At 45.2% G+C, this 25,449-nt stretch carries 19 protein-coding genes; 13 read left to right on the top strand and 6 right to left on the bottom strand.

What is annotated here, in order from left to right:
- Positions 1-27 precede the first annotated feature (27 nt).
- The 3 genes from AC1RNB_RS00600 to AC1RNB_RS00590 all read right to left on the bottom strand — a co-directional run bounded on the left by AC1RNB_RS00600 (position 28) and on the right by AC1RNB_RS00590 (position 4,422).
- Positions 28-2,610 carry a TonB-dependent receptor domain-containing protein gene (locus AC1RNB_RS00600; protein WP_493080454.1) on the bottom strand — a complete coding sequence of 861 codons (2,583 nt, stop codon included), beginning with the start codon at positions 2,608-2,610 and terminating at the stop codon, positions 28-30.
- A complete protein-coding gene (locus tag AC1RNB_RS00595; protein ID WP_493079788.1) occupies positions 2,604-3,221 on the bottom strand; it encodes a carboxypeptidase-like regulatory domain-containing protein in 618 nt (205 codons plus the stop codon). The genes AC1RNB_RS00600 and AC1RNB_RS00595 overlap by 7 nt, the downstream gene beginning before the upstream one ends.
- Before the next feature lie 505 nt (positions 3,222-3,726).
- Positions 3,727-4,422 carry a hypothetical protein gene (locus AC1RNB_RS00590; protein ID WP_493079787.1) on the bottom strand — a complete coding sequence of 232 codons (696 nt, stop codon included), beginning with the start codon at positions 4,420-4,422 and terminating at the stop codon, positions 3,727-3,729.
- Positions 4,423-4,575: 153 nt separating this feature from the next.
- On the opposite strand from AC1RNB_RS00590, the gene AC1RNB_RS00585 reads away from it, so the two are divergent.
- The 4 genes from AC1RNB_RS00585 (at position 4,576) to dprA (ending at position 9,347) form a co-directional block, all read left to right on the top strand.
- On the top strand, positions 4,576-5,454 hold the full coding sequence (locus tag AC1RNB_RS00585) for a bifunctional 5,10-methylenetetrahydrofolate dehydrogenase/5,10-methenyltetrahydrofolate cyclohydrolase (protein ID WP_493079785.1): 879 nt from the start codon (positions 4,576-4,578) through the stop codon (positions 5,452-5,454).
- Positions 5,455-5,608: 154 nt separating this feature from the next.
- On the top strand, positions 5,609-6,190 hold the full coding sequence (locus AC1RNB_RS00580) for a 7-carboxy-7-deazaguanine synthase QueE (protein WP_493079783.1): 582 nt from the start codon (positions 5,609-5,611) through the stop codon (positions 6,188-6,190).
- A gap of 81 nt (positions 6,191-6,271) precedes the next feature.
- Complete coding sequence (locus AC1RNB_RS00575; protein WP_493079782.1) at positions 6,272-8,182, top strand: OmpA family protein; 1,911 nt, start codon at positions 6,272-6,274, stop codon at positions 8,180-8,182.
- Positions 8,183-8,246: 64 nt separating this feature from the next.
- Entirely contained in the window at positions 8,247-9,347 is a 1,101-nt protein-coding gene (gene dprA / locus AC1RNB_RS00570; protein WP_493079780.1) for a DNA-processing protein DprA, read from the top strand.
- 34 nt (positions 9,348-9,381) lie between these two features.
- On the opposite strand, the gene AC1RNB_RS00565 is transcribed toward dprA, so the two are convergent.
- Positions 9,382-10,602, bottom strand: a complete 1,221-nt coding sequence (locus AC1RNB_RS00565; RefSeq protein ID WP_493079778.1) for an MFS transporter — start codon at positions 10,600-10,602, stop codon at positions 9,382-9,384.
- A gap of 131 nt (positions 10,603-10,733) precedes the next feature.
- On the opposite strand from AC1RNB_RS00565, the gene guaB reads away from it, so the two are divergent.
- From guaB to AC1RNB_RS00530, 7 genes are all read left to right on the top strand, one after another.
- Entirely contained in the window at positions 10,734-12,233 is a 1,500-nt protein-coding gene (gene guaB / locus AC1RNB_RS00560) for an IMP dehydrogenase (protein WP_493079777.1), read from the top strand.
- 191 nt (positions 12,234-12,424) lie between these two features.
- Complete coding sequence (locus AC1RNB_RS00555) at positions 12,425-13,573, top strand: Lnb N-terminal periplasmic domain-containing protein (protein WP_493079775.1); 1,149 nt, start codon at positions 12,425-12,427, stop codon at positions 13,571-13,573.
- 9 nt (positions 13,574-13,582) lie between these two features.
- The gene (locus AC1RNB_RS00550; RefSeq protein WP_493079773.1) at positions 13,583-14,392 is read left to right on the top strand and encodes an alpha/beta fold hydrolase; all 810 of its coding nucleotides are present in this window, start codon (positions 13,583-13,585) and stop codon (positions 14,390-14,392) included.
- Between the two features lie 14 nt (positions 14,393-14,406).
- Positions 14,407-17,016: a PKD domain-containing protein gene (locus AC1RNB_RS00545; protein ID WP_493079771.1), complete on the top strand. Its 2,610-nt coding sequence runs from the start codon at positions 14,407-14,409 to the stop codon at positions 17,014-17,016.
- Between the two features lie 195 nt (positions 17,017-17,211).
- Positions 17,212-19,857: a T9SS type B sorting domain-containing protein gene (locus AC1RNB_RS00540; protein ID WP_493079769.1), complete on the top strand. Its 2,646-nt coding sequence runs from the start codon at positions 17,212-17,214 to the stop codon at positions 19,855-19,857.
- Between the two features lie 94 nt (positions 19,858-19,951).
- Complete coding sequence (locus AC1RNB_RS00535; protein ID WP_493079767.1) at positions 19,952-20,707, top strand: SDR family NAD(P)-dependent oxidoreductase; 756 nt, start codon at positions 19,952-19,954, stop codon at positions 20,705-20,707.
- Between the two features lie 15 nt (positions 20,708-20,722).
- Positions 20,723-21,214, top strand: coding sequence for a DinB family protein (locus AC1RNB_RS00530; RefSeq protein ID WP_493079765.1), 492 nt, complete (start codon positions 20,723-20,725; stop codon positions 21,212-21,214).
- A 107-nt stretch (positions 21,215-21,321) separates the two neighbouring features.
- On the opposite strand, the gene AC1RNB_RS00525 is transcribed toward AC1RNB_RS00530, so the two are convergent.
- The gene (locus AC1RNB_RS00525) at positions 21,322-22,275 is read right to left on the bottom strand and encodes an NAD(P)H-dependent flavin oxidoreductase (RefSeq protein WP_493079763.1); all 954 of its coding nucleotides are present in this window, start codon (positions 22,273-22,275) and stop codon (positions 21,322-21,324) included.
- A 94-nt stretch (positions 22,276-22,369) separates the two neighbouring features.
- A complete protein-coding gene (locus AC1RNB_RS00520) occupies positions 22,370-23,362 on the bottom strand; it encodes a sugar phosphate nucleotidyltransferase (RefSeq protein ID WP_493079761.1) in 993 nt (330 codons plus the stop codon).
- A gap of 276 nt (positions 23,363-23,638) precedes the next feature.
- Between AC1RNB_RS00520 and glyA the strand changes: the two genes are divergently transcribed.
- Entirely contained in the window at positions 23,639-24,919 is a 1,281-nt protein-coding gene (gene glyA / locus AC1RNB_RS00515; RefSeq protein WP_493079759.1) for a serine hydroxymethyltransferase, read from the top strand.
- A gap of 72 nt (positions 24,920-24,991) precedes the next feature.
- Positions 24,992-25,414, top strand: a complete 423-nt coding sequence (locus tag AC1RNB_RS00510) for a DUF4293 domain-containing protein (RefSeq protein ID WP_493079757.1) — start codon at positions 24,992-24,994, stop codon at positions 25,412-25,414.
- Positions 25,415-25,449 lie beyond the last annotated feature (35 nt).

Genomic DNA, 25,449 nt, shown 5'->3' with positions numbered 1-25,449 from the left:
TCATTTATTTATTGGTTAGTGTTGTAATTAGAACGTAAGGTTTACATTAAAGCCATACTGACGAACCGGTGGAGTCTGGTTGGTATTGTTGATACCGATACCATTACCAGTTGTGAAGCTATACTCAGGATCAGTGTAGTAGTTAGCCTTGTCTACGATAGTAAACAGGTTTCTTCCGTACAATGAAACGCTGGCAGCAGTAAACACTTTGGTTTTTCTGATCAGGCTGGAAGGCACATTATAAGCGATGTTTACATCTCTCATTTTGATAAACCAGGCTGAGTTTACAAAGTTCTCAGAAATCAAACGGTAGTTGTTAACCCATAAAGCATACTCTGGCTCACGAACCTGTACGGTTGTGTTTGGTACCACTTTACCGCTACCATCAAGATAAGCTGAGTTAGCGAAGATCTGAGGAGCCCTGTTCTCAGTCCATTTACCAGCACCGGTAAAGGTCATCTGACGGCCCAGATCGCTATACATCACGTTTCCACCGCGGTATTCGAGGTTGAAAGTGAAAGAGAAATCGTTGTAAGATATTCTGTTGGTGAAACCGGCGATGTGACGGGGCAGGGTACCACCTCTCTCATTCAATGTAGCATTTCTTAAAGGATATCCTGTTGTAGCATTCACCAATCTCATACCTGAACCATCTGGCGCATATTGATAACCATCTGTTTTCAGGATAGGGTAACGTGAACCTTTGATGATATTGGTACTTGCATACGCCTGATAACCACTGAGGAAGAACTCGTTGATGCCTGGGTACAGGTCAACCACTTTGTTATCGTTGAAAGAGTAACGAACACCCACATCCCATTTCAGTTTGCTCTTACGCAGGATCTGTACTTTCAGGTCTGCTTCATAACCCCAGTTTTTCGCTTCACCTACGTTGATCAGCAGGTTAGAGAAACCGGTAGTGTTAGGAACTTTAACGGTGATCACCTGTCCTTTTGAATTCTGATTGTAAGCAGTTACATCCAGGTTAACGGTGTTGTTAAATAACTGGAACTCACCACCTACTTCGTAAGAAGTTACGAACTCAGGCTTCAGGTTAGCATCAGGTAATACGTTACCAACAGTTAAACCTACGGTGCTACCATAAGGGAATCCACCACCATTAGGATAAGTCAGGTCCAGACCATACAAAGGCACGTTATCGTTACCGTTTTTGTTGTAGTTCAGACGAATCTTAGCATAGTTCAGGGTCTTGCTCTTCAGAGAAGGCAAGGCGTCTGTAGCGATGAACGCCAGGGCCACACCATAATAAGGATATGAGTAGAGGCTGGTAGCTCTGTCTGCTTTGAAGAAACGGGAAGTGGCATCATAACGGAAAGTACCATTCAGGATCAGATAACCTTTGTAGCTGGTGGTTAAATCCGCATAAGCACCCCATTTACGCTCAGTAGAATTACCTTCAGAACCGGCAACGTTACCCTGCCTGTTGGCAATATTGTAAACGCCGGGTACTACGATAGAGCTGGAAGAAACACTGATAGATTTGGTTTGTCTCTGGTAAACAGAGTAACCCAACACCAGTTTATTTTCAAAAGAACCGAAATCTTTTTTCAATTGTGCCTGAAACTCATTGTTCACTATATTCTCAGTAGAAGAATAATCGTTTACAGAACCTAAGACATCAGAAATCGCACGGTAGATACCGGGATAATCATCATCATGCTGCCATGGAGCAGGAATGTAGGCAGAATTCTTTGCAAAATCAGAATACAAGAACTGCTCTACGATGTTCTTACCGGTACGTGAATTATTCATCATACCTAAACGGTTAGTGAAAGTTAACCATGGTGTAGCGCGGTAAGCAATGTTGAAGTTACCGGAAATGTTTGCATCCTTATAACGGAGACGGTTGATGTCTGCGTTAAAGTAAGGGTTGTTATAGTAGTCATTATAGAACCCATTAGGATTGGCGAACTTGTTGTTTCTCCAGTCTCTTAACTCGTTCAATGGAATATGACTCGCGTTGTTGATGATGTCGTTGTAGAAATCAGAACCGGTTCTGTCATAGTCTGCCTGTGTATAGCTTACGTTGAAGCCGGTGCTGATCTTGTTGTATTCTTTGGTAGCTGCCAAACGAACACCAGTACGCTGGCTACGGTCGTTGGGAACGATACCGGCAATTTTCTGGTTTTCAACAGACATATAGTAAGAACCGGTTTCATCACCACCCTGGAAACTTACCTGGTTGTTGATAGAAACACCTTTGTCGAAACTCTTACGGCGTCCATTCTCAACATTTGCATAAGGAACTACCAGTTTGTCGCCGGCTGCGTTGATCACACGACCGATGATTCTCTGAGAACCATCATACGCATCACCATACTGCTGGTTTTCATAAGGCCTCCAGTTTTCTTTCATCCTTACTTTGTAATCAGAACTGTAACCAGCCTGGCCGAATACATAAGGATAATACTGAGAACCATTACCATAAGTTGTCTGGAACTGAGGCAGGAAGCTGATCTCTTCAAAGTTGGTTGAGTTAGAGAAGTTCACTTTCAGTTTACCTTTTGTACCGGTTTTAGTAGTAATTACTACAGCACCATTGATACCTGCAGAACCGTACAGGGTTGCTGCCTGACCACCTTTCAGGATAGTAACGCTTTCGATATCGTTAGGGTTGATAGTAGCCAGTACAGTAGTGGTGGTTGCATACCATCCAATACTACCAGGGCTTCGTTATTACCGGTTAAAGAACGGTAACCACGTAATACCAGTTTGGTTTGCGGGTCAACGCTGTTGTTTACGTTGTAAACAGCCAGACCAGATACTTTACCTGATAATGCCTGGGCCAACTGAGGAGAACGACCATTGGTCACTTCATCGTTGGATACCCTTGCATAAGAGTAACCGATCTCCTTGGTTTTCTTTCTGATACCCTGGGCGGTAACTACCACATTCTCCAGTTCATTCACTGTTTTAGACAGTGAAATGTTAAGCACAGAGGATTTTCCTACTTTCTGCTCAACCTCGTTGAAACCTACGGCAGAAAATACCAGAACTGCGTTATCTGCAGCACTGATCCTGAAATTTCCGCTGGCGTCACCTACTGTTGCAGTAGTAGTACCCTTGATTTTAACTGAAACACTGGGAACAGGAGCGCCCTGTTCATCTTTAACGGTACCCGTGATCGGACGTACCTGTGCAGTAACCGCTATCGAAAAACATAGCAAGGCCACTACAAGTGTGGATACAATTTTCTTCATGTTTTTAGTTTTTGGATAAACTTTTGAGTGGACGAATATAACCAAACATGTCAAATGTTAAAAAAAAACTAATTCAACAAAATTTACAATCAGTTAACACGTCCGCGAACGGGAGATAGACCACCCTAAGTTGGTAATTGCTGCGTAAAACAAAAAAAATAGTTAATATTAAAAAATATTAACGTATAAAATATTAATTATCAATCTATAAAATAGCCTGATATATCCACGTATTTTAATGCAATTAGGTTTACACGCTTTAACCGATCTGTTATCACAAAGTAGCCTTGAGATAACGGAGATTCTGGTTGGAAACCGAAACCAATCGGGACGAGTACGGATCTATCAGATTATAAAAAGAGACTACCTAAAAATATCTTAACAATTTGTTTAACAACCACTTAGGCTATAATAAATAGGATAGTTGGGTATCAAACTAATAAAGAGGCTGTATCAAAAGATTGATACAGCCTCTTTATTATCTATTGTGTTAGGCCTTCGGGTATCAACTCAATGGCACATCAGATATCCGGGCAGCCAAAGAACCATCTGCCTTTTTGATGAGACTACCTACAATAATCCTGTTACCGGATCCTCCAACATCTAATGTTGTAATATAATTGAGTATGTGCGGCGGATTATAATCAACCCGTACCGATGCATTTACATCTGGAGGTAAATTCCACTGTACCTGAAAAATCAGTTGCCACGCCGCATTCAACTGATTAGCATAGTTGTTTCGGTAGGTATCCACTGCTGCCCAGTAACTACCTAAGTCCGGGAAAAAAGGTGCCATATAAATAGATGGAACCTGAAATATAAATTGATTACTTGGGGCATCCGGAGCAGCTATCAAGCTCCATTGGCTGGAGTTATCATTAGGGTTGAATGAAACAGTAGCATACACCGGATCTCCTTCTTTGGGTATAAGCGGAAGTCCATTGGCGTCATATAAGATGTCATAAATGACATTGGTGAACTTAATTTCAGCACCAAAAATAATAGCCGTATAGGAGGCATCGGCAGGGTTGTAAACAAGCGGAACTTCAGTGCTACCAGGGTTGGCTACATCCGTACGCTTAACAATGGGACCGAGATTATCCTTGCTTTCCAGATCACTTTTTGGCGGAATATTCTCTTTTTTACAAGCAGCGAAGAGAAGAATAATTGCGAGTGGCAGGAAAAAAAATTTTTTTTTCATTGGATTGGATTTTAAATAAATAATTTATTTGTTAGACAACTAACACAATAGATTTGCATAAATATAATATAATAAAAATGTAATAAGAAGTAAAAAGCTACCGCTGGAAAAATTAAATATGCTGGCAGACAGGAAAGAAATATTTTTGTGTTAATGTTACTACTCGACGGAAAAACCGCATCCGCAGCGGTTAAACAGCAAATACATGCAGATACCCAACTACTTATACAGTCGGGCAAGCGTGCCCCGCACCTGGCCGCCATTCTGGTAGGTACCAATGGTGCCAGCGAAACCTATGTGGCCAGTAAGGTCAAGAACTGCGAAGAAGTAGGGTTCCGCTCTACCCTGATCCGCCTGGAGAGTGATGTAGCCGAAAACGTACTACTCGAAGCCATTGCCACCCTGAACAATGATAAAGATGTGGATGGCATTCTGGTGCAGTTACCCCTGCCCAAACAGATCAGCGAACAGAAAGTGATCGAAGCCATTGATCCATCAAAAGATGTGGATGGTTTTCATCCCAGCAGCGCCGGTAAACTGGTGCAGGGTTTACCGAGTTTTATCCCAGCTACTCCTTACGGCATTATGCTGATGCTCGAACTGTTTGATATCCCCACCAAAGGCAAACATGCCGTTGTGATAGGACGCAGCAATATTGTAGGCAGACCCATGAGTATCCTGCTCAGCAGTAACCAAAAAAGAGGCAACTGCACCGTAACCATCTGCCACTCACATACCCCTAACCTGAAAGAGATCTGTTTGCAGGCAGATATTCTGGTAGCCGCGCTGGGCCGCCCTGAGTTTGTAAAAGCAGATATGGTAAAAGAAGGTGCCGTGGTAATTGATGTGGGCATTACACGCGTAGACGATGCTACCGCTAAAAAAGGGTTCCGCATTAAGGGGGATGTGGCATTTGCAGAAGTAGCACCCAAAACATCCGCCATTACGCCGGTACCCGGTGGTGTAGGCCTGATGACCATTGCCGGATTATTGAAAAATACGTTACAGGCATATAAACAGAACCAGCTATAAGGAATGTCGAATATCGAACAGGGAACACCGAACGCCGAAGTATCACTCCGATCTGCATTCGACATTCCTTGTTCGATATTCGATATTCAATTGCAGAACTCGTAAGTACCCCATTTCTGATATGACTACATCTACTCTAAATACGCTTCCCGTTATGGAAGCTTTCTACACCATTCAGGGAGAAGGTTTTCACCAGGGCCGGGCCGCGTATTTTATACGGCTGGGAGGTTGTGATGTGGGTTGCGTATGGTGTGATGTAAAAGATAGCTGGGACGCTACTCAACATCCGCAAAAATCTGTAGAAGAAATCGTAGCGGCCGCTAAAACATTTCCCGGTCGCCTGGTCGTTGTCACCGGTGGTGAACCCCTGCTTCATAACCTGGATGCGTTAACACAGGCATTACATGCTGCCGGTTTTGAAACCAATATGGAAACCTCCGGTTCTTCGCCTTTGAGTGGAGAATGGGACTGGATCTGCCTCTCGCCCAAAAAATTCAAACCCCCGTTACCCGCTATTATTCCGCTGGCGCATGAATTAAAAGTGGTCATTTTTAACAAACACGATTTTGCCTGGGCCGAAAACTATGCAGCGCAGGTAAACAAAGATTGTAAACTGTATCTGCAACCCGAATGGGACAAAGCCGCAGAGATGACACCGCTGATCATCGAGTATATCAAAGCCCATCCGCAATGGGAACTGAGTCTGCAGGTGCATAAATACATCAACGTTCCCTGATTGTCCGCTCATCCCTGAGTCGGATAAGCATCCTAACTTTAACAAGTTGCTGTTTCCCTTTTTTACGATCTTGTTCCTGCTATGAAAGTCATTTTAATCAGTATTTTGGTTTTCTCATCCACCCAGGTTTTTTCGCAGGTATATGTGCCCGAGCGGGTGAATCCGAAAGCCGTTAAAAATTATGAGAAAGCGCTGGACCTGCTGCAGGACGGCCAATTAAACGAAGCTGTTCCCGTGCTGTTACAATCCATCAAAGAAGACAGCAATTTTGTAGATGCCTACTTATCACTAGCCGGCGCACTGGGGCAACTGAAAAGATATGACCAGTCGGTAAAACTCTATGAGAAAGCAAGGGACAAAGACACCAGCTATTTCCTCTTATACAATCTCCCCTATTCCATCAATCTGGCCGGACTGGGCAGATTTGAAGAAGCATTGGCAGCCGTAAAATCTTTTCTGCGTTATCCCAAACTGAATGAACGCAGTATCAAAAGCGCAGCGTACCGGATCCGTTGTTACGAATTTGCTATTCGTTATGCGAAAGAACATCCATCCACTTCTTACTTATTTACCCCGGTAAACCTGGGCGATAGCGTGAATACGGCACAATCGGAATACTACCCATCTGTTACCGTAACAGACAGCCTGCTGGTTTTTACCCGACTGGGGCAACGTGGGCGCGAAGATTTTATAGAGAGTGCCATGCATAAAAAAGGATTTGGCAAATGGAAACTGATTGATGGAGACATCAATGAGGAACCCAATAAAGGTGCCTTATCTGTTTCGCAGGATGGCGAATGGATGATATTTGCCGGCCAGCTCAGTACACAGAGCTACCGCAGTTTTGATATTTACATTTCTTATTACACCCCGCAGGGCTGGAGCGAACCCCAGAGCCTGGGCCCGAATATCAATACTGATGCGTATGAAAGCGGACCTACATTGAGTCCGGATAAGCGTGCCCTCTATTTTATCAGCAACCGTCCCGATGGTTATGGTGGAAGCGACCTGTATGTAAGTTACCGGCAACCCAATGGCAAATGGGGGCCGGCTGTGAATATGGGACCGGATATTAATTCTGCCGGAGATGAAAAAGCACCTTTTATTCATGCCGATAACCAGACACTTTACTATACTTCTGATGGCTTACCGGGATATGGCGGATCGGACCTGTTTGTGATACGCAGGAACCTCAATGGTGATTGGGGTAAACCGGAAAACCTCGGCTACCCGATCAATACCATTGAGAATGAAGGCAGTCTGGCTGTTTCAGCAGATGGATTAACGGCGTATTATGCCAGCGACAGGAGTGATAGCCGCGGAGGCCTTGATCTGTACAAATTTGATCTGCGGCCGGATATACGTCCTTACCGTACTTTATATGTAAAAGGAAAAGTGACCGATAAAAAGACCGGAAAGCCATTGCCTTCTTCTGTAGAACTGGTAAACAACAGCAATAACAATTTGCTGATGAAAGTGCAGACAGATGAGCTGGGTGATTACTTTATTACATTGCCAACCGGTAAAGACTACACATTCACCGTTAACCGTAAAGGATATCTTTTTTACAGTGAATTGTATGCATTGGGCAGCATGGAAGCTGATAGTGTTTACCGGAAAGATATTTTATTGCAACCGGTAGAACTGAATGCGGTCAGTGTGTTTCAGAATATCCGGTTTGCCAGTAATTCATTTGAGTTACCAGCCGGTGCATTGATTGAGCTGGATCGTTTACTGCAGGTATTAACCGAAAATCCCACCCTGAAAGTGGAGATCAGCGGACATACAGATAATATTGGCAGGGCGGAAGATAACCAGGTACTGGCCACCAACCGCGCCAAAGCCATCGCGGATTATTTGAAGGGAAAAGGAATTGCAGCTGACAGACTTACCTATAAAGGATATGGCGCTACCCAACCTGTTGCTGATAATACTACCGAAGCAGGCAGGGCTCAGAACCGGAGAACTACGTTTACAATCACCGGTTTATAGCGTATAAATACCTAACCGGAATCCTCACATTTTGCAGACATTGAACAGGATTAAAACTGTTTGTATGCAGGATGAATTGTATTACCAGGTGGCCCTTACCCTGGTACCCGAACTGGGAGCCATCCGCGCCCGCCAATTAGTGGATCACTTTGGATCGGCGGCAGCTGTTTTCAAAGCAAAGAAAAAAGAGATTGCTGCGATAGACGGCATTGGAGAAAACTGTGCCAGATCAATTAAGGAATGGAATGCTTTTGATGAAGCAGAAACAGAGATCCGCTTTACAGAACAACACAACATACAAACCTTCTTCCTCACCGATCCGGCCTACCCGCAACGTTTATTACACTGTTACGATCCGCCCACGCTTTTGTATTATAAAGGCACTGAAGATCTTAACCATCGTTATATCGTCAGTATTATCGGTACAAGAAATCATACAGAGTATGGCCGGCAGGTTACGGAACAATTGGTGACAGATCTGCAGGAGCAAGAGGTAATGATAGTGAGCGGACTTGCTTTCGGGATTGATGCCATTGCACACCGTTCGGCTTTACAATATGGTTTACCCACCATCGGGGTGCTGGGGCATGGATTGGATACAGTATACCCGATGCAGCACAGGTCGCTTGCCAGAGAGATTACCGGGCATGGTGCACTGCTAACAGAATTCCGCCGGCATACACAACCAGACAAACACAATTTTCCCAGGCGAAACCGGATTGTGGCCGGGATGGCAGATGCCACCATTGTGATAGAAACGGCCAATAAAGGAGGCAGTATGATTACAGCAGAACTGGCTTACACCTATAACCGCGATCTGTTTGCAGTACCCGGAAAAATCACAGATTCCAAGAGCAGTGGTTGTTTGCAACTGATCAAACAGAACAAAGCCATGGTATACACAGGCGCTGAAGATTTACTGAATATACTGGGCTGGAAAGAAAAGAAAAAGCCGGTTGTTAAAAAGCAGAAAGAGCTGTTTATAGAATTGACTCCAGACGAAAAAATCATTGTTGACCTCTTATCGGAACAGGAAGGAACCCCTATCGATATACTGTACCTGCGAAGCGGTTTAAGCAGCAGTACCGTAGCGGCGGTTTTGCTGAAACTGGAATTGCAGAATATCGTAGTGTCGCTACCGGGTAAAATATACCGGCTGCTTTAACTTTTGGAAAGTGTCAGCACTTTCCAAAAGTTACTTATTCAGGCAGATCATACACCGTTGGTTGCTGTTCCTGCAGCATGTTTTCTTTTCTTCGCCAGTTCAGTAGTAATAACATGGCCACCAATGCCAGTAAACCGGGTAATAAAAAAGCATACAATAAATTCTCTAACCTGTTCCGGTAAATCCAACCCGAGATCAATGCGCCGCTGCCGATGCCCAGCTCCAGCGCAATATACACAGATGCTACGGCCCTGCCGCGGTTCTCCGGTTTGCAGAGGTCTACTGTCCAGGCCATCAGCGTAGGCCCGTTCATCCCTACACTGAACCCCAACAGGCAGGCACTGATGATAACCATGGTAACGCTATGTGCCAACGACAATACCACCATTGCAACCAACATGGTAAATGATGAAAAGATCAGCACAATGATCCGTCCGTGACGGTCAGAAACTTTACCGGCTGCGAAACGGATAGCCAGAGAGGCAATCGTATAACAGGCATAAAAGAAACCTTTGTTCTTCAGACCCACCGACTCACTGAGATCGGGCGATAAAGTAAGTACCACCCCAATAGAGAAACAAAGCAGTGTCATAATGATAGCCGGACGAACAGAAGTATTATCAAAAATTTCATTCTTTTTAATATGCAGCAGACCGATCGTAAAAGGTTGTGGGTTGGGTAATGTTTCCTTAATATTATACAGGATGATGACAGAACCTAATGCAAAAACAGCAGACACAATAAACATGGTGTTGTAGGAATAATGCATCACCAGAAAACTACCTGCCAGCGGACCGATAGAAGAACCAAGACTGTAACCGATAGCCAGTGCACCCAATGCTTCTCCCCTTCTTGATTCGTGTACCACATCTGCTCCATAGGCCGATGTAGCGGTTGGTTTAAATCCGGTAGAAAAGCCATGAAAGAACCGTAATAATAAAAATCCACTCACAGAAGTCAGTACAGGATATAACAGACTGCAAACCACACATACCAAAGAACCAAAGATCATCACAGGCACACGTCCAACAGTATCGGTTAGTTTTCCACTGAAAGGTCTTGAAATACCTGCCATGAGGGTAAACAGTGCAATGATCAATCCTTTGTACTCGGCACCTCCCAGGCTGGTTAGGTAACCCGGCAATTCAGGGATCATCATGCTGAAACTGGCGCTGAAGAGAAAATTACTGAAACAGAGTAAGCCGAACTGTAAGTTAAAATAAGGGGTATCTGCAGCAGGGGCAATTCTTGTCATCGCTCAAAAGTAAAAACAAATCCATTGGCAAATAGGGTGATTATTCCTGCCAAACCCATGCTGTTACAGGCGGTTATATAGCTGTATGAAAAAGTTTTGGACTGAATTTACCTGCAGCACTATCTTTGCACATGGCAACAAGAAATACTCCTCCCCGCACCAAGTCTGCTTCTTCCAGGTTATTCGGCGAAGGTCTCACATTCGACGATGTATTGTTAATGCCCGCTTTCAGCGAGATCCTGCCCCGCGAAGTAGATATCCGTTCACACCTCACCAAAGACATTGTACTGAATGTACCCATGCTGTCTGCAGCTATGGATACCGTAACCGAAGCCCATCTGGCCATTGCGCTGGCGCGTGAAGGTGGCCTGGGTATCCTGCACAAAAACATGAGCATTGAACGTCAGGCAGAACAGGTACGGAAAGTAAAAAGAAGTGAAAGCGGGATGATCGTTGACCCGATTACCCTGTTAATCGATGCCACTATCGGTGATGCACTGAAGCTGATGAAGGATAATAAAATAGGTGGTATTCCGATTGTAGATGCCGGCCAGAAACTGGTGGGGATTTTAACCAACCGCGATCTCCGTTTTGAAACAGATAAGCGCCGGAAAGTAAAAGAAGTGATGACGAAGGAAAACCTCATCACCGCACCGGAAGGCACTGATCTGAAAAAAGCAGAAAAAATCTTACGCCAATATAAAATCGAAAAACTGCCCGTAGTTAACAGGCAGGGAAAACTGATTGGTCTGATTACTTATCGGGATATTCTGCAACTGCGCAATTATCCCAATGCTGTAAAAGATTCGATCGGCAGGTTACTGGTGGGTGCTGCGCTGGGTATTACCCAGGATTTGATGGACCGTGCCTCCGCTCTTCAGTTTGTAGGAGTAGATGCCGTTACCTTAGACAGTGCCCATGGCCATAGCAAAGGGGTGATTCAGGCCCTCAAAGCCCTTCGTAAAAATTTCAAAAATTTACAGATCATTGCCGGTAATGTAGGTACCGCCGCCGGTGCCAAAGCATTGGCAGAAGCCGGCGCCAATTGCGTGAAAGTAGGTATCGGTCCGGGTTCTATCTGTACTACCCGTATTGTGGCCGGTGCCGGTGTTCCGCAGTTAACGGCTATTATGGAAGCCAGTAACGCTTTAAAAGGAAAAAATATTCCGGTCATTGCCGATGGCGGTATCCGCTACACTGGTGATATGGTAAAAGCACTGGCCGCAGGTGCCAATGTGGTGATGATGGGTAGTGTATTTGCAGGGGTGGAAGAAAGTCCGGGCGATACCATCATCTACGAAGGAAGAAAATTCAAAGAATACCGCGGTATGGGCAGTCTGGGTGCTATGAGCCAGGGAAGCGGCGACCGTTATTTCCAGGATGTAGAAGCAGATATTAAAAAATATGTACCGGAAGGTATTGAAGGGCGTGTAGCTTATAAAGGTTATCTGAACGAGATTGTTTACCAGTATGTAGGGGGGTTACGTTCCGGCATGGGTTACTGTGGTGCCAAAGATATCAAGGCATTACAACAGGCCACTTTTGTAAAAATCACCAATGCGGGGATGAAAGAAAGCCATGCGCATGATATTGATATTACAAAGGAAGCGCCGAATTATAGCAGGAAGTAATCGGTAGTATAAGTTCTATGTTCTAAGTTTTAAGTTCTGAGCTTTACAAGTAATCAGAAACAGGTGACTCGGCTAAGGTGTCACCTGTTTGTTTTTTAGGATATGGGCCGAGCTGGCCGATTAAGGAATTAGGTAAAGGTTGATTAACCTCAATCCACTAAAAGCGATGTATCTTTCCAAAAAAAAATCTGGTGAAAAAGATTGTCCTGGTCTGCCTGCTAATAGGCATATCGTTTTGCAGCAGTTTTGCGCAAGGCGGTCCCTCTCATCTCCGTATCAGTGTACTGACCTGTGCACCGGGACAGGAACTCTATTCTACATTCGGGCACACGGCTATCCGTATCATCGACAGCAGCCGTCAAACAGATCTAGTATATAATTACGGCACTTTTGATTTCAGTGATCCGGATTTTTATTCCAAGTTCACCAGGGGCAAACTCGATTATTTTTTATCCGTGGCACCGCTGGAAGATTTTATGTATGAGTACCGGTCTGAGAACCGTGATGTACACGAGCAGGTTCTGGCAGTAACCGATAGTACCAAAAAGACCATCCAGCAGGCATTGGCAGAGAACCTGGCGGGTCCGGCACGTTATTATAAATATGATTTTCTGTACAACAATTGTACTTCGCGGGTACGAGATATTTTGATGAAATATGCCGGTTTGAAAGCAGACCAGGTATTGGTGCCAGCCGGAACCAGTTTCCGGGATATGCTGCATGAATACCTTGACAAAGGCAACCAGGCATGGAGCAAACTGGGGATCGATCTGGTATTGGGCAGTCCGATAGATCAGAAAGTGAACATAGCCGAATCTATGTTCCTGCCTGACTACCTGATGAAGGGAATAGATAGTTCTGTTCATACCCTTTCATCGATGGTACTACAGGAAAAAATACTGATCAATCGGGGCAAGGGTCAGCAAGAACCTTTTCGCAATACTCCCTTGATTCTTTTTAGTGTGTTGGCCATAGTGGCGGGAATGATCGCCTCTATCAAACATAAAACAGCCATTAGCCTCACAAAATTGATTGACTTTTTTTTATTCCTTTTTACTGGCCTGATCGGCTGTTTGTTGCTGTTCATGTGGTTTGGCACCGACCATGCCGCCTGTGCCGCCAATTATAATTTGCTATGGGCCCTGCCTTTTAACCTGGTGGCGGCCTTTGCAGTTTGGAAACAACCTGTATGGTTACAGCGGTACTTTACGTTGTATGCAGTGATCCTGCTGGTCGCTTTGCTGGGCTGGTTCTGGCTACCGCAGGAATTGAATACGGCTTTACTACCAGTTTGTTTGTGGTTATTGTTCCGGAGTATCCGGCTAAGAAAGAAGTCATAGATATCAACTATGGAAAAAACATTCTCCTTCCATTCCACCACTATCTCCTACACGCTCCAGGGAAAAGGAACACCCGTGGTTTTATTACATGGTTTTGGAGAAGACAGCCAGATCTGGAACACACAGGTTTCTTTTCTGCAACAGCATTGTATGTTAGTGGTTCCCGATCTGCCCGGTTCGGGTAAGTCGTCGCTGTTTACAAAAGAAATTTCCGTTGCTGATCCCGTTAGCATAGAAGATTATGCAGATCTGATCTATGCTTTGTTACAGACAGAAAACATTGTTTCCTGCATTATGCTTGGCCATAGTATGGGTGGATATATTACACTGGCTTTTGCAGAAAAATATCCGGCCATGCTGCAGGCTTTCGGGTTGGTACATTCCACGGCTTTTGCAGATAGTGAAGAGAAAAAAACGATGCGGGCCAAAGCGGTAACCACCATCGCGCAATATGGAGCAGTTGCTTTTTTAAAGAATACGATCCCTAATTTATTCGGCAAAGCTTTCAAAGAAGTCCACCCGGACAAAGTAGCCCAACTCATATCATCTGCTGCTGGTTTTACAGTAGCGGCGCTGCAGCAGTATTACATTGCCATGATGAACCGTCCCGACCGCTGCAAAGTATTGGCAGGCAACCCATTACCCGTACTCTTCGTTATGGGCACCGAAGACGTGGCCGCGCCGATGGAAGATGTATTGCAACAGGTTCACCTGCCCAGGATTTCGTATATTCATGTATTACCGGGTTGCGGTCACATGGGTATGTGGGAAGCAACTGAACCACTCAACCAACTGCTGCTGGCTTTTATCAACCCTTAACTATTAGCAGATATATGAAGAAGTATTTCTTCATATCGGCATTATTACTTTGTTTTCTTCCTTCACAGGCAAGACATGTGGCAGGAGGAGAACTGTTTTATGAATACATAGGCCCCGGAAATTTATCAGGATCTGCCAGCAGTGTTTACCGGATCACTTTACGTTTGTTCAGAGATTGTGCCACATCCGGTCCGGTACTGGAAGCCGAAAATGTAACTGTTGGTATTTATTCAAACGATAATAATCTCCTCGTATCAACGGTTCCGTTACCACTATTTAATGCAGTCAGTACCATTGCACTGAACACAAGTGTATTTCCCTGTTTGGTAGGCAATGTAAATGTTTGTTATGAGATCGGCATCTATACCGCTACCGTAACACTATCGGATAATGTAACAGGTTATACGCTTTCCCGAACCGGATGTTGCCGGGTAGACAGACTTTCCAATCTTGCCATCTCCACCAATGTAGGCAGCAATTATGTAACAAAGATTCCGGGAACGGGCGTTTTGGGTGCCGGGCATAATAACAGTCCGCAATTCTTTGTACGTGATACTGCCCTGGTATGTGCCCGTAAAAGATTCACCCTCGATTTCAGTGCGCGGGATGCAGATGGTGATTCGCTTTCCTATTCTTTTTGCGAAGCCTATTCTGCACCGTCTGGCGCCAACAATTCGGGTCCAACCAGATCGCTGAGCCTGATCCCATTACCCTACGCGTCTATTTATAGTGGTGCTTATCCGCTGGGGTCGGAAGTCAGTATCAATCCGGCTACCGGCATCATCAACGGGATAGCGCCACCGGAAGGACAGTATGTAGTTAATGTATGCATCACCGAATGGAGGGCCGGAAAACCCATCAGCGAGCACCGGAAAGATTTTATCCTGAAAGTGCAGAACTGCGATATTATTGAAGCGGTACTACCCGAAAAAATCATTCAATGCAAAGACTCCATCGTACATTTTGAGAACCAGTCTACCTCCGCATCTATCACTTCTTACCGCTGGGATTTTGGCGATGGCACGGGTAATTTCTCTACCAGTCCAACGGTAGATTATCCCTATGCAGATACCGGCATGTATATTGCCCGGTTAACCGTAACCGGTCCACAGGGTTGTTTGGGATCGGCCACTACCCGTGTATTTGTATACCCTGGATTTCAGCCGGCATTTTCTGTGCTCGGAAGTTGTGTGCAGAATCCTTACCAGTTCAAAGATCTCACCAGTACCCGTTATGGTACGGTGAATAGCTGGCGATGGGATCTGGGTGATGATGAAAGCACGGCAGATACATCGCTTTCCAAAAACACTTCCTACACCTATCCCAAACCTTCGGTAAAAGATGTGAAGCTGATTGTTACCAGTAGCAAGGGTTGTATTGACAGTGTGTTTCAACAGCTCACTGTAGCAGACAAACCAAGATTGCAATTACCATTCAAAGACACGCTGATCTGTTCTATTGATACCCTGGCTATTCCTGTATTGAACACAGGCAGTTTTTCCTGGCAACCCAACCGGAATATATTATTTGCGAACAGTTCTGCGCCATTGGTATTTCCCAAAGACACTACGCGTTATATTGTAACCCTTAATGATAATGGTTGTGTGAATAGTGATACTGTTACTGTGAATGTATTATCCTTTATCAAAGTGCAATTGGGCAATGATACACTGATTTGCCAAACAGATACTCTGCGGCTCAGGCCGGTCAGTGAGGCATTGAGTTACCGCTGGAGCAGTTCTTCAGGTGTAACCGTGAACAATGTAAAATATCCACTGGTACAACCGCTGGTGAATACACAGTATTATGTTACTGCCAACCTGGGCAAATGCCAGGACAGGGATACGGTACTGATCAAAGTGGCTCCCTATCCTATCGCCATAGCCGGTCCGGATACCACGATCTGTTTTGGCACAAGAATACAATTGAGAAGTACCGTAAGAGGCAGCTCCCTGAACTGGACACCTGCAAACTCTCTTATTGACCCTACCGTAGGTTCTCCTGTAGCGGGGCCTTCCAGAACTACCACGTATGTTTTGCATGTAACCGATACGGCAGGCTGCCGTAAAGCGGTTACAGACTCAGTAGTAGTAACCGTAGCTCCCCCCATACCTGCCTATGCAGGAAAAGATACCGCTGTATTAGCTAACCAGCCGTTGCAATTACAGGCATCCGGTGGATTGCGTTACAATTGGTATCCGGAATATGGCCTCAGCAATCCATCAATCCCCAATCCGTTAGCCACGCTGGATGCGAGCATCGACTCGATCCGTTACCGGGTTATGGTTAGCGATGCGGCGGGTTGTTATGCGTATGATGAGATCCTGGTCAGGGTGTATAAAACAGGGCCGGATATTTTTGTACCCTCTGCTTTTACGCCAAATGGAGATGGTAAGAATGATATTCTAAGACCGGTTACCCTTGGCATTAGCCAACTTACTTATTTCAGGGTATATAACCGTTGGGGGCAATTGATCTTTAGTACCAGCGAATTGGGGAAAGGATGGGATGGCATATATAATGACACCCCGCAGGCTGCCAATACCTATGTTTATGAGGCCGAAGGCACCGATTATACCGGTAAAACAGTGTACCGTAAAGGAACTTCGGTATTGATCAGGTAATTCAGTAAAATACAGCTGACAGGCAGCAGAATCTGCCTGTTTTCCCTCTTTATTGTTAAGTGTTGTGAGTCCGTTAAAACCAACAGGATTCTGTTAACGAAACGTTTACAAATAGTACTTTCACGTTTGCAATCACGCGTATCGGGATCAAATGATCCCAGGTTCGGAGAAAGATGCAGAACAGGAATATAGAAGATGAAAAAAGCTGTCTACACCATTGTTTTCGTATTAGCCATGCTAACCAGTTATGGAAAGCATATTACCGGTGGCGAGATCTACTATACCTACCTGGGGGCCTCCACTACCAGCCCCGGCAAACTTTCCTATAAACTCACTTTACTGTTATACAAAGACACTACGGTTACCGGTGCGGGTGTAGCTTCGCTCGGCGTAGCTTATCCGCTTTCTATTTTCAGAGGAGATAATAATACACTTGTAACCACCGTTACTGCCCGCCGCAGTAATTATGAGTACATGAATCTTTCTACTTACAACCCCTGTTTAAATACCAGACCACCGGTCCGTTTTGCCGTAGCCACTTTTGAAGCTACCGTTGACCTGGACCCTTTGGCAGCGGGTTATATTGCAGCACACTCGCAGTGTTGCCGCATAGACCAGATCGTTAATATCAATTCCCTGAATGTGGGAGCTACCTATTGGGTAAAAATCCCCGGCACTAACGACAATCCTTTTGCACCCAATAATTCGAATGCGGTTTTTAATAAACGGGATACGATCCTGGTTTGTAAAAGTTCTCCCATCGCCATCGATTTTTCTGCGGCAGATCCCGACGGAGATTCGCTGGTGTATAAATTTATTCCGGGTTATGTCGGAGCAAGCCCTAATCCAGCTATACCGCCGAACGCAGATGCACCACCCTATATTCCGGTTAATTATCTGGGTAGTTACTCATCTACGTTACCGCTGGATACCGGTATCACCATCAATTCCAGCACAGGGTTGGTTACGGGCATTGCCCCGGCCACTACGGGTGTATATCTGATGGCAGTGCTGGTAGAAGAATACAGGAATGGCATCAAGATATCGGAACACAGAAAAGATTTCCAGATCAGCATCAATGATTGTACCCTTACCGGTGCCGTGCTGAAACCCACCTATGTAACCTGTAACGGTACCACACTTTCGTTTCAGAATGAATCAACCAGTTCTAATATCAGTTCCTATCTATGGGATTTTGGGGTGCCTGGTATCAATACCGATGTTTCAACCAGCCCTACCCCTACCTACGATTATTTACAAAGTGGAAAAGACAGTGGCACTTACACCGTTAAACTAAAAGTAACCGCTGTGGGTGGTTGCCAGGATTCTACTACAGCTGTGGTAAAAGTGTATCCCGGTTTTAATCCTGGCTTTACGGTTACCGGTACCTGTTTCCTGAATAATTATGTGTTCTCAGATACTTCCAAAACAAAGTATGGATCTATCACCAGCAGAATCTGGGATTTTGGCGATACCAATTCCCTGGCTGACACAGCCCGCAGCAAAGACACGGCCTGGAAATATACAGCTGCCTCCAGCGTGCAGGTGAAAATGATCGTGGCCAATAATGTAGGCTGTGTTGATACGGTTACCAAAACGGTAACCATTCTTGACAAACCCACGCTGAACCTTCCCTTCCGCGATACCCTGATCTGCAGTAATGATACACTTGCCTTAAAAGTAAATATCAGTAGTGGCAGCGTTTTGTGGACACCATCTGTGGGCCCCAACAGCACCCGGATTCTTAACCGGGCCACCAATTCGCCATTGGTATTTCCCAGGGATACCACGAAGTACTATGTATCTGTTAATGACAATGGTTGCGCCAACACGGATACAGTAACCGTAAACGTGTTACAATTCATTTCGGTAAAAGCAGGCGTAGATACGGGTATCTGCCTAACGGATACCTTTCGGTTACGGCCGGTGAGTGATGCATTGAGTTATCAATGGACCAGTTCTTCGGGCGCAGCTATACAAAATATCAAAAACCCGCTGGTGCAACCCCTGGTAAACACTAAGTATTATGTAATTGCCAATCTGGGCAAATGCCAGGCAAGAGACTCTGTGGCTGTAACGGTGGCGCCTTATCCAACGGCCAGTGCCGGATCTGATATCACTATCTGTTACGGAACCCGCGCCCAGTTAAACGGTTCTGTTGTTGGCAACTCATTTAAATGGAATCCGGCCGCTACACTCATTAATGAAAATACCTTAACACCGGTTGCCGGCCCTACCCGTACTACAGCGTATGTTTTAACGGCTACCAATACAGTGGGTTGTCCCAAACCGGTTACGGATACCATACTGGTTACCGTTATTCCACCTGTAATAGCCAATGCGGGAAAAGATACATTCGCCGTTCCTACGCAACCATTACAATTGAATGCCAGTGGCGGAACGAGTTATGTATGGTCGCCAGCAGATTATCTGAACAATCCCAACATTGCCAACCCGGTAGCTGTATTCGACAACAACATAGATTCGATCCGTTATACCGTAAGAGTGAGTGAGGGTGCCTGTTTTGCAGAAGACCAGGTATTGGTACGTATATTCAAAAACGGACCGGATATACTGGTCCCCTCTGGCTTTACACCTAATGGAGATGGCAAAAATGATGTGATCAGACCCAGTCTTGTGGGCATCAGTAAACTTACTTATTTCAGTATTTATAATCGCTGGGGACAACTCCTATTCACCACCACTGAAGAGAATAAAGGATGGGACGGTAATTTTGCCGGCGTGGCACAAGCCAGCGGTGCCTATGTGTACCAGGCATCGGGTGTGGACTATCTCGGTAACACGGTATTCAGGAAAGGAACCGTGGTACTGATCAGGTAAAAAGCCCTTTTACTTATTCACTTTTCGGTAAGTGGCATAATGTAATAACTGCATTCCTGTACTTTTGTGATCCCTCTTTACTTCAATCTTTTATATGGATAAAATTATCTTGATTACCGGTGCCAGTTCTGGTTTTGGCAAAGCCATTGCCGAAAAATTTGCCGCTGCCGGATGGAACTGTATTGTTACCGGAAGAAGAGCCGACAGGCTGAACGCATTGGCTTCGGAACTGCAAACTAAATATCAGGTGAAAGCGTTACCGGTTGTATTTGATGTGCAGGACAGGAAAGCTGTTTTTGCTGCCATCGAAAACTTACCTGCTGAATGGAAAACGATCGATGTGCTGGTGAACAATGCCGGCCTGGCGCTTGGACGCGATAGTTTTGAAAATGCCGATCTTGACGACTGGGATACCATGATTGATACCAATGTTAAAGGCATGATGTATGTTACCAAAGCGGTATTGCCGTATATGACAGCACGCAAAAAAGGACATATCATCAACATGGGTTCGGTAGCCGGCAAGCTGGTTTATAAGGAAGGCAATGGTTATTGCGCGAGTAAACATGCAGTAGATGCACTGAGCAAAGCCATGCGCATTGATCTGTTACCTCACCGCATTAAAGTAACCGCCATTCATCCCGGTGCTGCAGAAACAGAGTTCTCCATGGTGCGTTTTAAAGGTGATGAAAACAAGGCCAAACAGGTGTATGATGGTTTTATTCCGCTGTACGCAAACGATGTGGCCGATATCGCATTTTACTGTGCTTCCTTGCCCGAGAATGTATGCATCAATGACCTGACCGTTTCGTCTGTTTCGCAGGCAGATGGCATTTATATTCATAAATAAGTAAACCCTGATCCAATGTTTAGTTCTATCCAACATTTTTTAGGTGTATGGGATTCAGAATCCGCAGCCACCATTTCCTGCTTTGAAAAACTAACCGACGAAAGTTTAACCAAAGATCTGGTACACGATCATCGCTCTATCCAACGGCTCGCCAACCATATTATTAATTGTGCTGCCGGCATCCCGCACGAAGCAGGTTTTCCGGTGCTGGGGTATGAAAATAAGGAGTACAACACAGCAGCAGAGATCGTAACCGCTTACAAAGCCGCTGTTGATAGGGTAAAGCAGGCATTACAAACCTGTACAGACAATACCTTACAGGACGAAAGCCCCATGTATGGCGAAACCTGGAAAAAAGGATTTTCGCTCTGGGTAACTGTGATGCACCAGATACATCACCGCGGTCAGTTAACCATATTAATGCGTTTAGCAGGATTACCCGTGCCCGGTGTGTACGGACCTTCCAAAGAAGAATGGGAAGCGATGGGGCTGCCGCAGGCAGACTGAGGTGGTGAGCAGTCAGTGGGGAGTTGTGAATGGACAATTGTCAATGGAGGGCAGCTCTATTTAACTGCCTATTCACTACTCACCACTGACGATTCACCACTGACGATTCACCATTGCCCATTCACCATTGCCAATTCCTGCAAAGCAGCCCTGTATTCTTCCCAGATCTCTTTCACAATTTCTCCGGCAGGGATAATATTTTTGATCAGGGCGCTTACCTGACCTACTTCCAGTTCGCCTTCTTCGAGGTCACCTTCAAACATGCCTCGTTTGGCGCGGGCGCGGCCCAGGATATGTTGCAGTTCTTCTTCAGTTGCACCCCGCTGTTCAGCGGCACGTACTTCTTCAAAAAAACGGTTTTTTAATAAGCGCACGGGCATTAGTTTTTTCATGCTCAGCAGGGTATCTCCTTCTTCTGCCTTGACCACCGCTTCTTTAAAGGCGATATGTGAAGAAGCTTCAGGACTACAGATGAACCTGCTGCCGATCTGCACACCATCTGCACCCAGTACCTGTGCGGCCAGCATCTGCCGGCCGGTAGCAATTCCACCGGCAGCGATAACCGGTATTTTTACAGCGGCCCTTACCAGCGGGATCAATACAAGGGTAGTAGTTTCTTCCCTTCCGTTATGACCACCGGCTTCAAAGCCTTCGGCCACTACGGCATCACAACCTGCGTCTTCTGCTTTTTTAGCGAACTTGCTGCTGCTGACCACATGTACTACTTTGATACCTCTCTCTTTCAGATACCCCGTCCAGATTTTGGGATTACCGGCACTGGTAAACACAACAGGTACTTTCTCTTCTACAATAATATCTATCAGTTCTTTGATGTCGGGGTACATCAACGGTATATTCACGCCAAAAGGTTTGTCGGTGGCCGTTTTACATTGCTGTATATGCTCGCGCAGCACGGCGGGATACATACTGCCCGCACCGATCAATCCCAGGCCACCGGCATTACTCACCGCACTAGCCAGTTTCCATCCGCTGGCCCAGATCATACCAGCCTGGATAATGGGAAACTGAATATTGAATAATCGGGTGATGGGCGAAGACATGGAAAGAATTTGAAAATTTGAAAATGTGGTAATTTGAAAATGAGTGAATCTGAAAACCATTTTCAAATTTTCAAATTACCTCATTTTCAAATTACTACCCAAAATCGATCTCTGTATTATCCCCGATATTCAGGCTGCGGCTCAATCCTTTTACAGAGGCATCGCTGCCGATGAGGGAATTATCCAGCACCACTTCGTCGAGGTTGGTATAAGAGCCAATGATACTGTCGCGCACGATAGAGTTTTTGATAGAGGTATTGGCACCAATGGCTACGTGCGGACCGATAATGGAATTAGAAATATCACATCCTGGTGCAATACTTACGGGAGGAATGATGATGGTTTCTTTGTATTCATGTCCATCTGTTGTGTTACCCCCGAATTTCTTTAAAAGGGTGGCATTACTTTCGAGCAGGGTTTCTTTTTTACCGCAGTCGAACCAGTTCTTCACTTTAAACGCTTTGAACCTGGCGCCGCGTTTGATCATACAGTCCAGCGCATCGGTAAGATTATACTCACCAAAGGTTTTGATATCCTGGGTAAACAGGTGATGCAGGCATTCGAACAGGAAATGGGTTTCCTTGATCTTGTATAAACCCACCAGGGCCATATTACTTTTCGGTATCGCCGGTTTCTCTACCACCTGTTCAATAAATCCTTCTTCATCAATAGAAGCTACCCCGAAATTGCGCGGGTCGTCTACTTTTTTAATACCGAGCATGCTGTAGGCACTATTCACCACTTCTTTCACATCGTACTCGCAGATAGTATCTCCGAGCACCACAAACACTTCATCGTTACCTACAATGTTCCTGGTTAATTCAATAGCATGACCGGTACCCTGCCGCTCGTTTTGGAATACAAAATGAGTGGTTAAATCGGGGTAAGTCTGTTTTACATAGTCCTGGATCTTTTCACCCAGATAACCTACAATAAAAATATATTCTGTAATGCCTGCTTCCCGCAACTGATCCACAATAAAACTCAGGATCGTTTTTCCGGCAATGGGGATCAGGGCTTTGGGTTGAGTATAGGTATGGGGTCTTAATTTGGTTCCGGCGCCCGCAACTGGGATGATTGCTTTCATGGGGGTTGTTTATGTTTGAACACTGCGTTGATGACTGCTTCACAAGATCATCATGTATAGCCAACACAATATCAGGCGCCGAAATTAGGAAAAACTGCCGATGGGGCAAGTTTTGGGGAAAATAAGCCCCTTTTGAGGCTGGGATACCCTCTGTTTGACACATTCTAAAAAAATTTCCTCATTTTATTACCCGATTATCCCCTTTTGGCACAAATCCATCTGACGCAACAGGGCACCTATTTGCCCACTGCTTATCTTTGCGGCAAAATCAATACAATGCAAAGAGATACCCTGGTTTTCGACCTGATCAAGCAGGAACTGGAAAGACAACGTCATGGAATTGAACTGATCGCCTCTGAAAATTTTACCAGCTTACAGGTAATGCAGGCCATGGGTGGTGTAATGACCAATAAATACGCCGAAGGGTATCCCGGCCGCCGTTATTATGCGGGTTGCGAAATTGTGGACCAGACAGAACAGCTGGCCATCGACAGACTGAAACAGATTTTCAACATAGAATACGCCAACGTACAACCGCATAGTGGTGCGCAGGCCAATGCGGCAGTAGCACTGGCCGTATTACAACCCGGTGATCCGATCCTGGGTCTTGACCTGAGCATGGGCGGACACCTTACACATGGTTCTGCCGTAAACTATAGCGGTAAATTATATCAACCCCATTTTTATGGTGTAACCCGCGAAGACGGTTTGGTGGATTATGCCATGCTGGAAGCCAAAGCACGTGAGGTAAAACCCAAAATGATCATTTGTGGCGCCAGTGCCTATAGCCGCGACTGGGACTATGCCCGCATCCGCAAAGTAGCAGATGAAGTAGGTGCACTGGTGATGGCTGATATTGCACACCCTGCCGGGCTGATTGCCAAGAAATTACTGAATGATCCATTCGATCATTGTCATTTTGTAACTTCTACCACCCACAAAACCCTTCGTGGACCACGTGGCGGAATTATCATGATGCGGAAGGATTTTGAAAATCCTTTTGGACTGAAAGATGTAAAAGGTAATATCCGCATGATGAGTAACCTGCTGGATATGGCCGTATTCCCCGGTATCCAGGGTGGTCCGCTGGAGCACGTGATCGCTGCCAAAGCCATTGCGTTTGGAGAGATCCTGAGTGATGAATTTACCGTTTATGCCAACCAGGTACTCAAGAATTCGCAGGCCATGGCCAAAGCATTGGTGGCTAAAGAATATCAGATCATCAGCGGTGGTACAGATAACCACCTGGTATTGATTGATCTGCGTAATAAAAACATCAGCGGTAAAAAAGCAGAACAGGCATTGGTACAGGCAGATATTACCGCCAATAAAAACATGGTTCCTTACGACGATAAAAGTGCCTTTGTTACATCCGGTATCCGCCTGGGTGTTCCGGCCATTACCACACGTGGTATGAAGGAAGAGCATATTCCGTTTGTAGTAGATGCCATCGATAAAGTGCTGATGAACGCAGATGATGCCGCTGTACTGCAGGCTGTAAAAAAAGACGTAAATGCCTTCATGGAGCAGTTTGTACTGTATCCGGAATTAGGTTAAAACAGTTAAATGGGTAAAAAGAGGTAAATTGTTGACATAGCATTTTATCCTGAAAACCAATAAACTTTTTCTATGTTACAAAGATTACAAACCGTTTGGCTGCTGCTGGTTGCGGTACTGGCTTTTGTATCGCTGAAAGTATCTTTCTTCAGTGGTAATATCCTGGTAGAGAATGCGAAGCAATTCCAGAACTTCACCGCCATGAGCAATATGCTGATCATGATACTGACGGTGGGTGTGGGTATAGCCTCACTAATCACCATCTTCCTGTTTAAAGACCGGAAACTGCAGATCAAAATCGGTTTTGCCGTACTGGCAGTTGCGGTGATAAATATTGTTCTGTATTATCTGCAAACCAAAAACTTCGTTCCCGAAGAATGGACATTTGATATCACTTCCCTGATCACCATAGCCATTCCCTTCCTGTTGTTCCTCGCCATTCGTGGAATTTACAAAGATGAAAAACTGGTGAAGAGTGTAGACAGGCTTAGATAAGAACAGAAGAATATCGAACAGACGAACAAGGAACA

Source organism: Sediminibacterium sp. GW821-FHT12F12 (assembly GCF_058806635.1).
The sequence above is the reverse complement of the archived record's forward strand: the minus strand, read 5'-3'. Positions and strand labels throughout refer to the sequence as shown.

Bases quoted from the DNA above. Each gene is read 5' to 3' on its own strand.
- AC1RNB_RS00595 (WP_493079788.1), bottom strand. From the start codon at position 3,221: ATGAAGAAAATTGTATCCACACTTGTAGTGGCCTTGCTATGTTTTTCG.
- AC1RNB_RS00590 (WP_493079787.1), bottom strand. From the start codon at position 4,422: ATGAAAAAAAAATTTTTTTTCCTGCCACTCGCAATTATTCTTCTCTTC.
- AC1RNB_RS00585 (WP_493079785.1), top strand. From the start codon at position 4,576: ATGTTACTACTCGACGGAAAAACCGCATCCGCAGCGGTTAAACAGCAA.
- AC1RNB_RS00580 (WP_493079783.1), top strand. From the start codon at position 5,609: ATGGAAGCTTTCTACACCATTCAGGGAGAAGGTTTTCACCAGGGCCGG.
- AC1RNB_RS00575 (WP_493079782.1), top strand. From the start codon at position 6,272: ATGAAAGTCATTTTAATCAGTATTTTGGTTTTCTCATCCACCCAGGTT.
- dprA (WP_493079780.1), top strand. From the start codon at position 8,247: ATGCAGGATGAATTGTATTACCAGGTGGCCCTTACCCTGGTACCCGAA.
- AC1RNB_RS00565 (WP_493079778.1), bottom strand. From the start codon at position 10,602: ATGACAAGAATTGCCCCTGCTGCAGATACCCCTTATTTTAACTTACAG.
- guaB (WP_493079777.1), top strand. From the start codon at position 10,734: ATGGCAACAAGAAATACTCCTCCCCGCACCAAGTCTGCTTCTTCCAGG.
- AC1RNB_RS00550 (WP_493079773.1), top strand. From the start codon at position 13,583: ATGGAAAAAACATTCTCCTTCCATTCCACCACTATCTCCTACACGCTC.
- AC1RNB_RS00545 (WP_493079771.1), top strand. From the start codon at position 14,407: ATGAAGAAGTATTTCTTCATATCGGCATTATTACTTTGTTTTCTTCCT.
- AC1RNB_RS00540 (WP_493079769.1), top strand. From the start codon at position 17,212: ATGAAAAAAGCTGTCTACACCATTGTTTTCGTATTAGCCATGCTAACC.
- AC1RNB_RS00535 (WP_493079767.1), top strand. From the start codon at position 19,952: ATGGATAAAATTATCTTGATTACCGGTGCCAGTTCTGGTTTTGGCAAA.
- AC1RNB_RS00530 (WP_493079765.1), top strand. From the start codon at position 20,723: ATGTTTAGTTCTATCCAACATTTTTTAGGTGTATGGGATTCAGAATCC.
- AC1RNB_RS00525 (WP_493079763.1), bottom strand. From the start codon at position 22,275: ATGTCTTCGCCCATCACCCGATTATTCAATATTCAGTTTCCCATTATC.
- AC1RNB_RS00520 (WP_493079761.1), bottom strand. From the start codon at position 23,362: ATGAAAGCAATCATCCCAGTTGCGGGCGCCGGAACCAAATTAAGACCC.
- glyA (WP_493079759.1), top strand. From the start codon at position 23,639: ATGCAAAGAGATACCCTGGTTTTCGACCTGATCAAGCAGGAACTGGAA.
- AC1RNB_RS00510 (WP_493079757.1), top strand. From the start codon at position 24,992: ATGTTACAAAGATTACAAACCGTTTGGCTGCTGCTGGTTGCGGTACTG.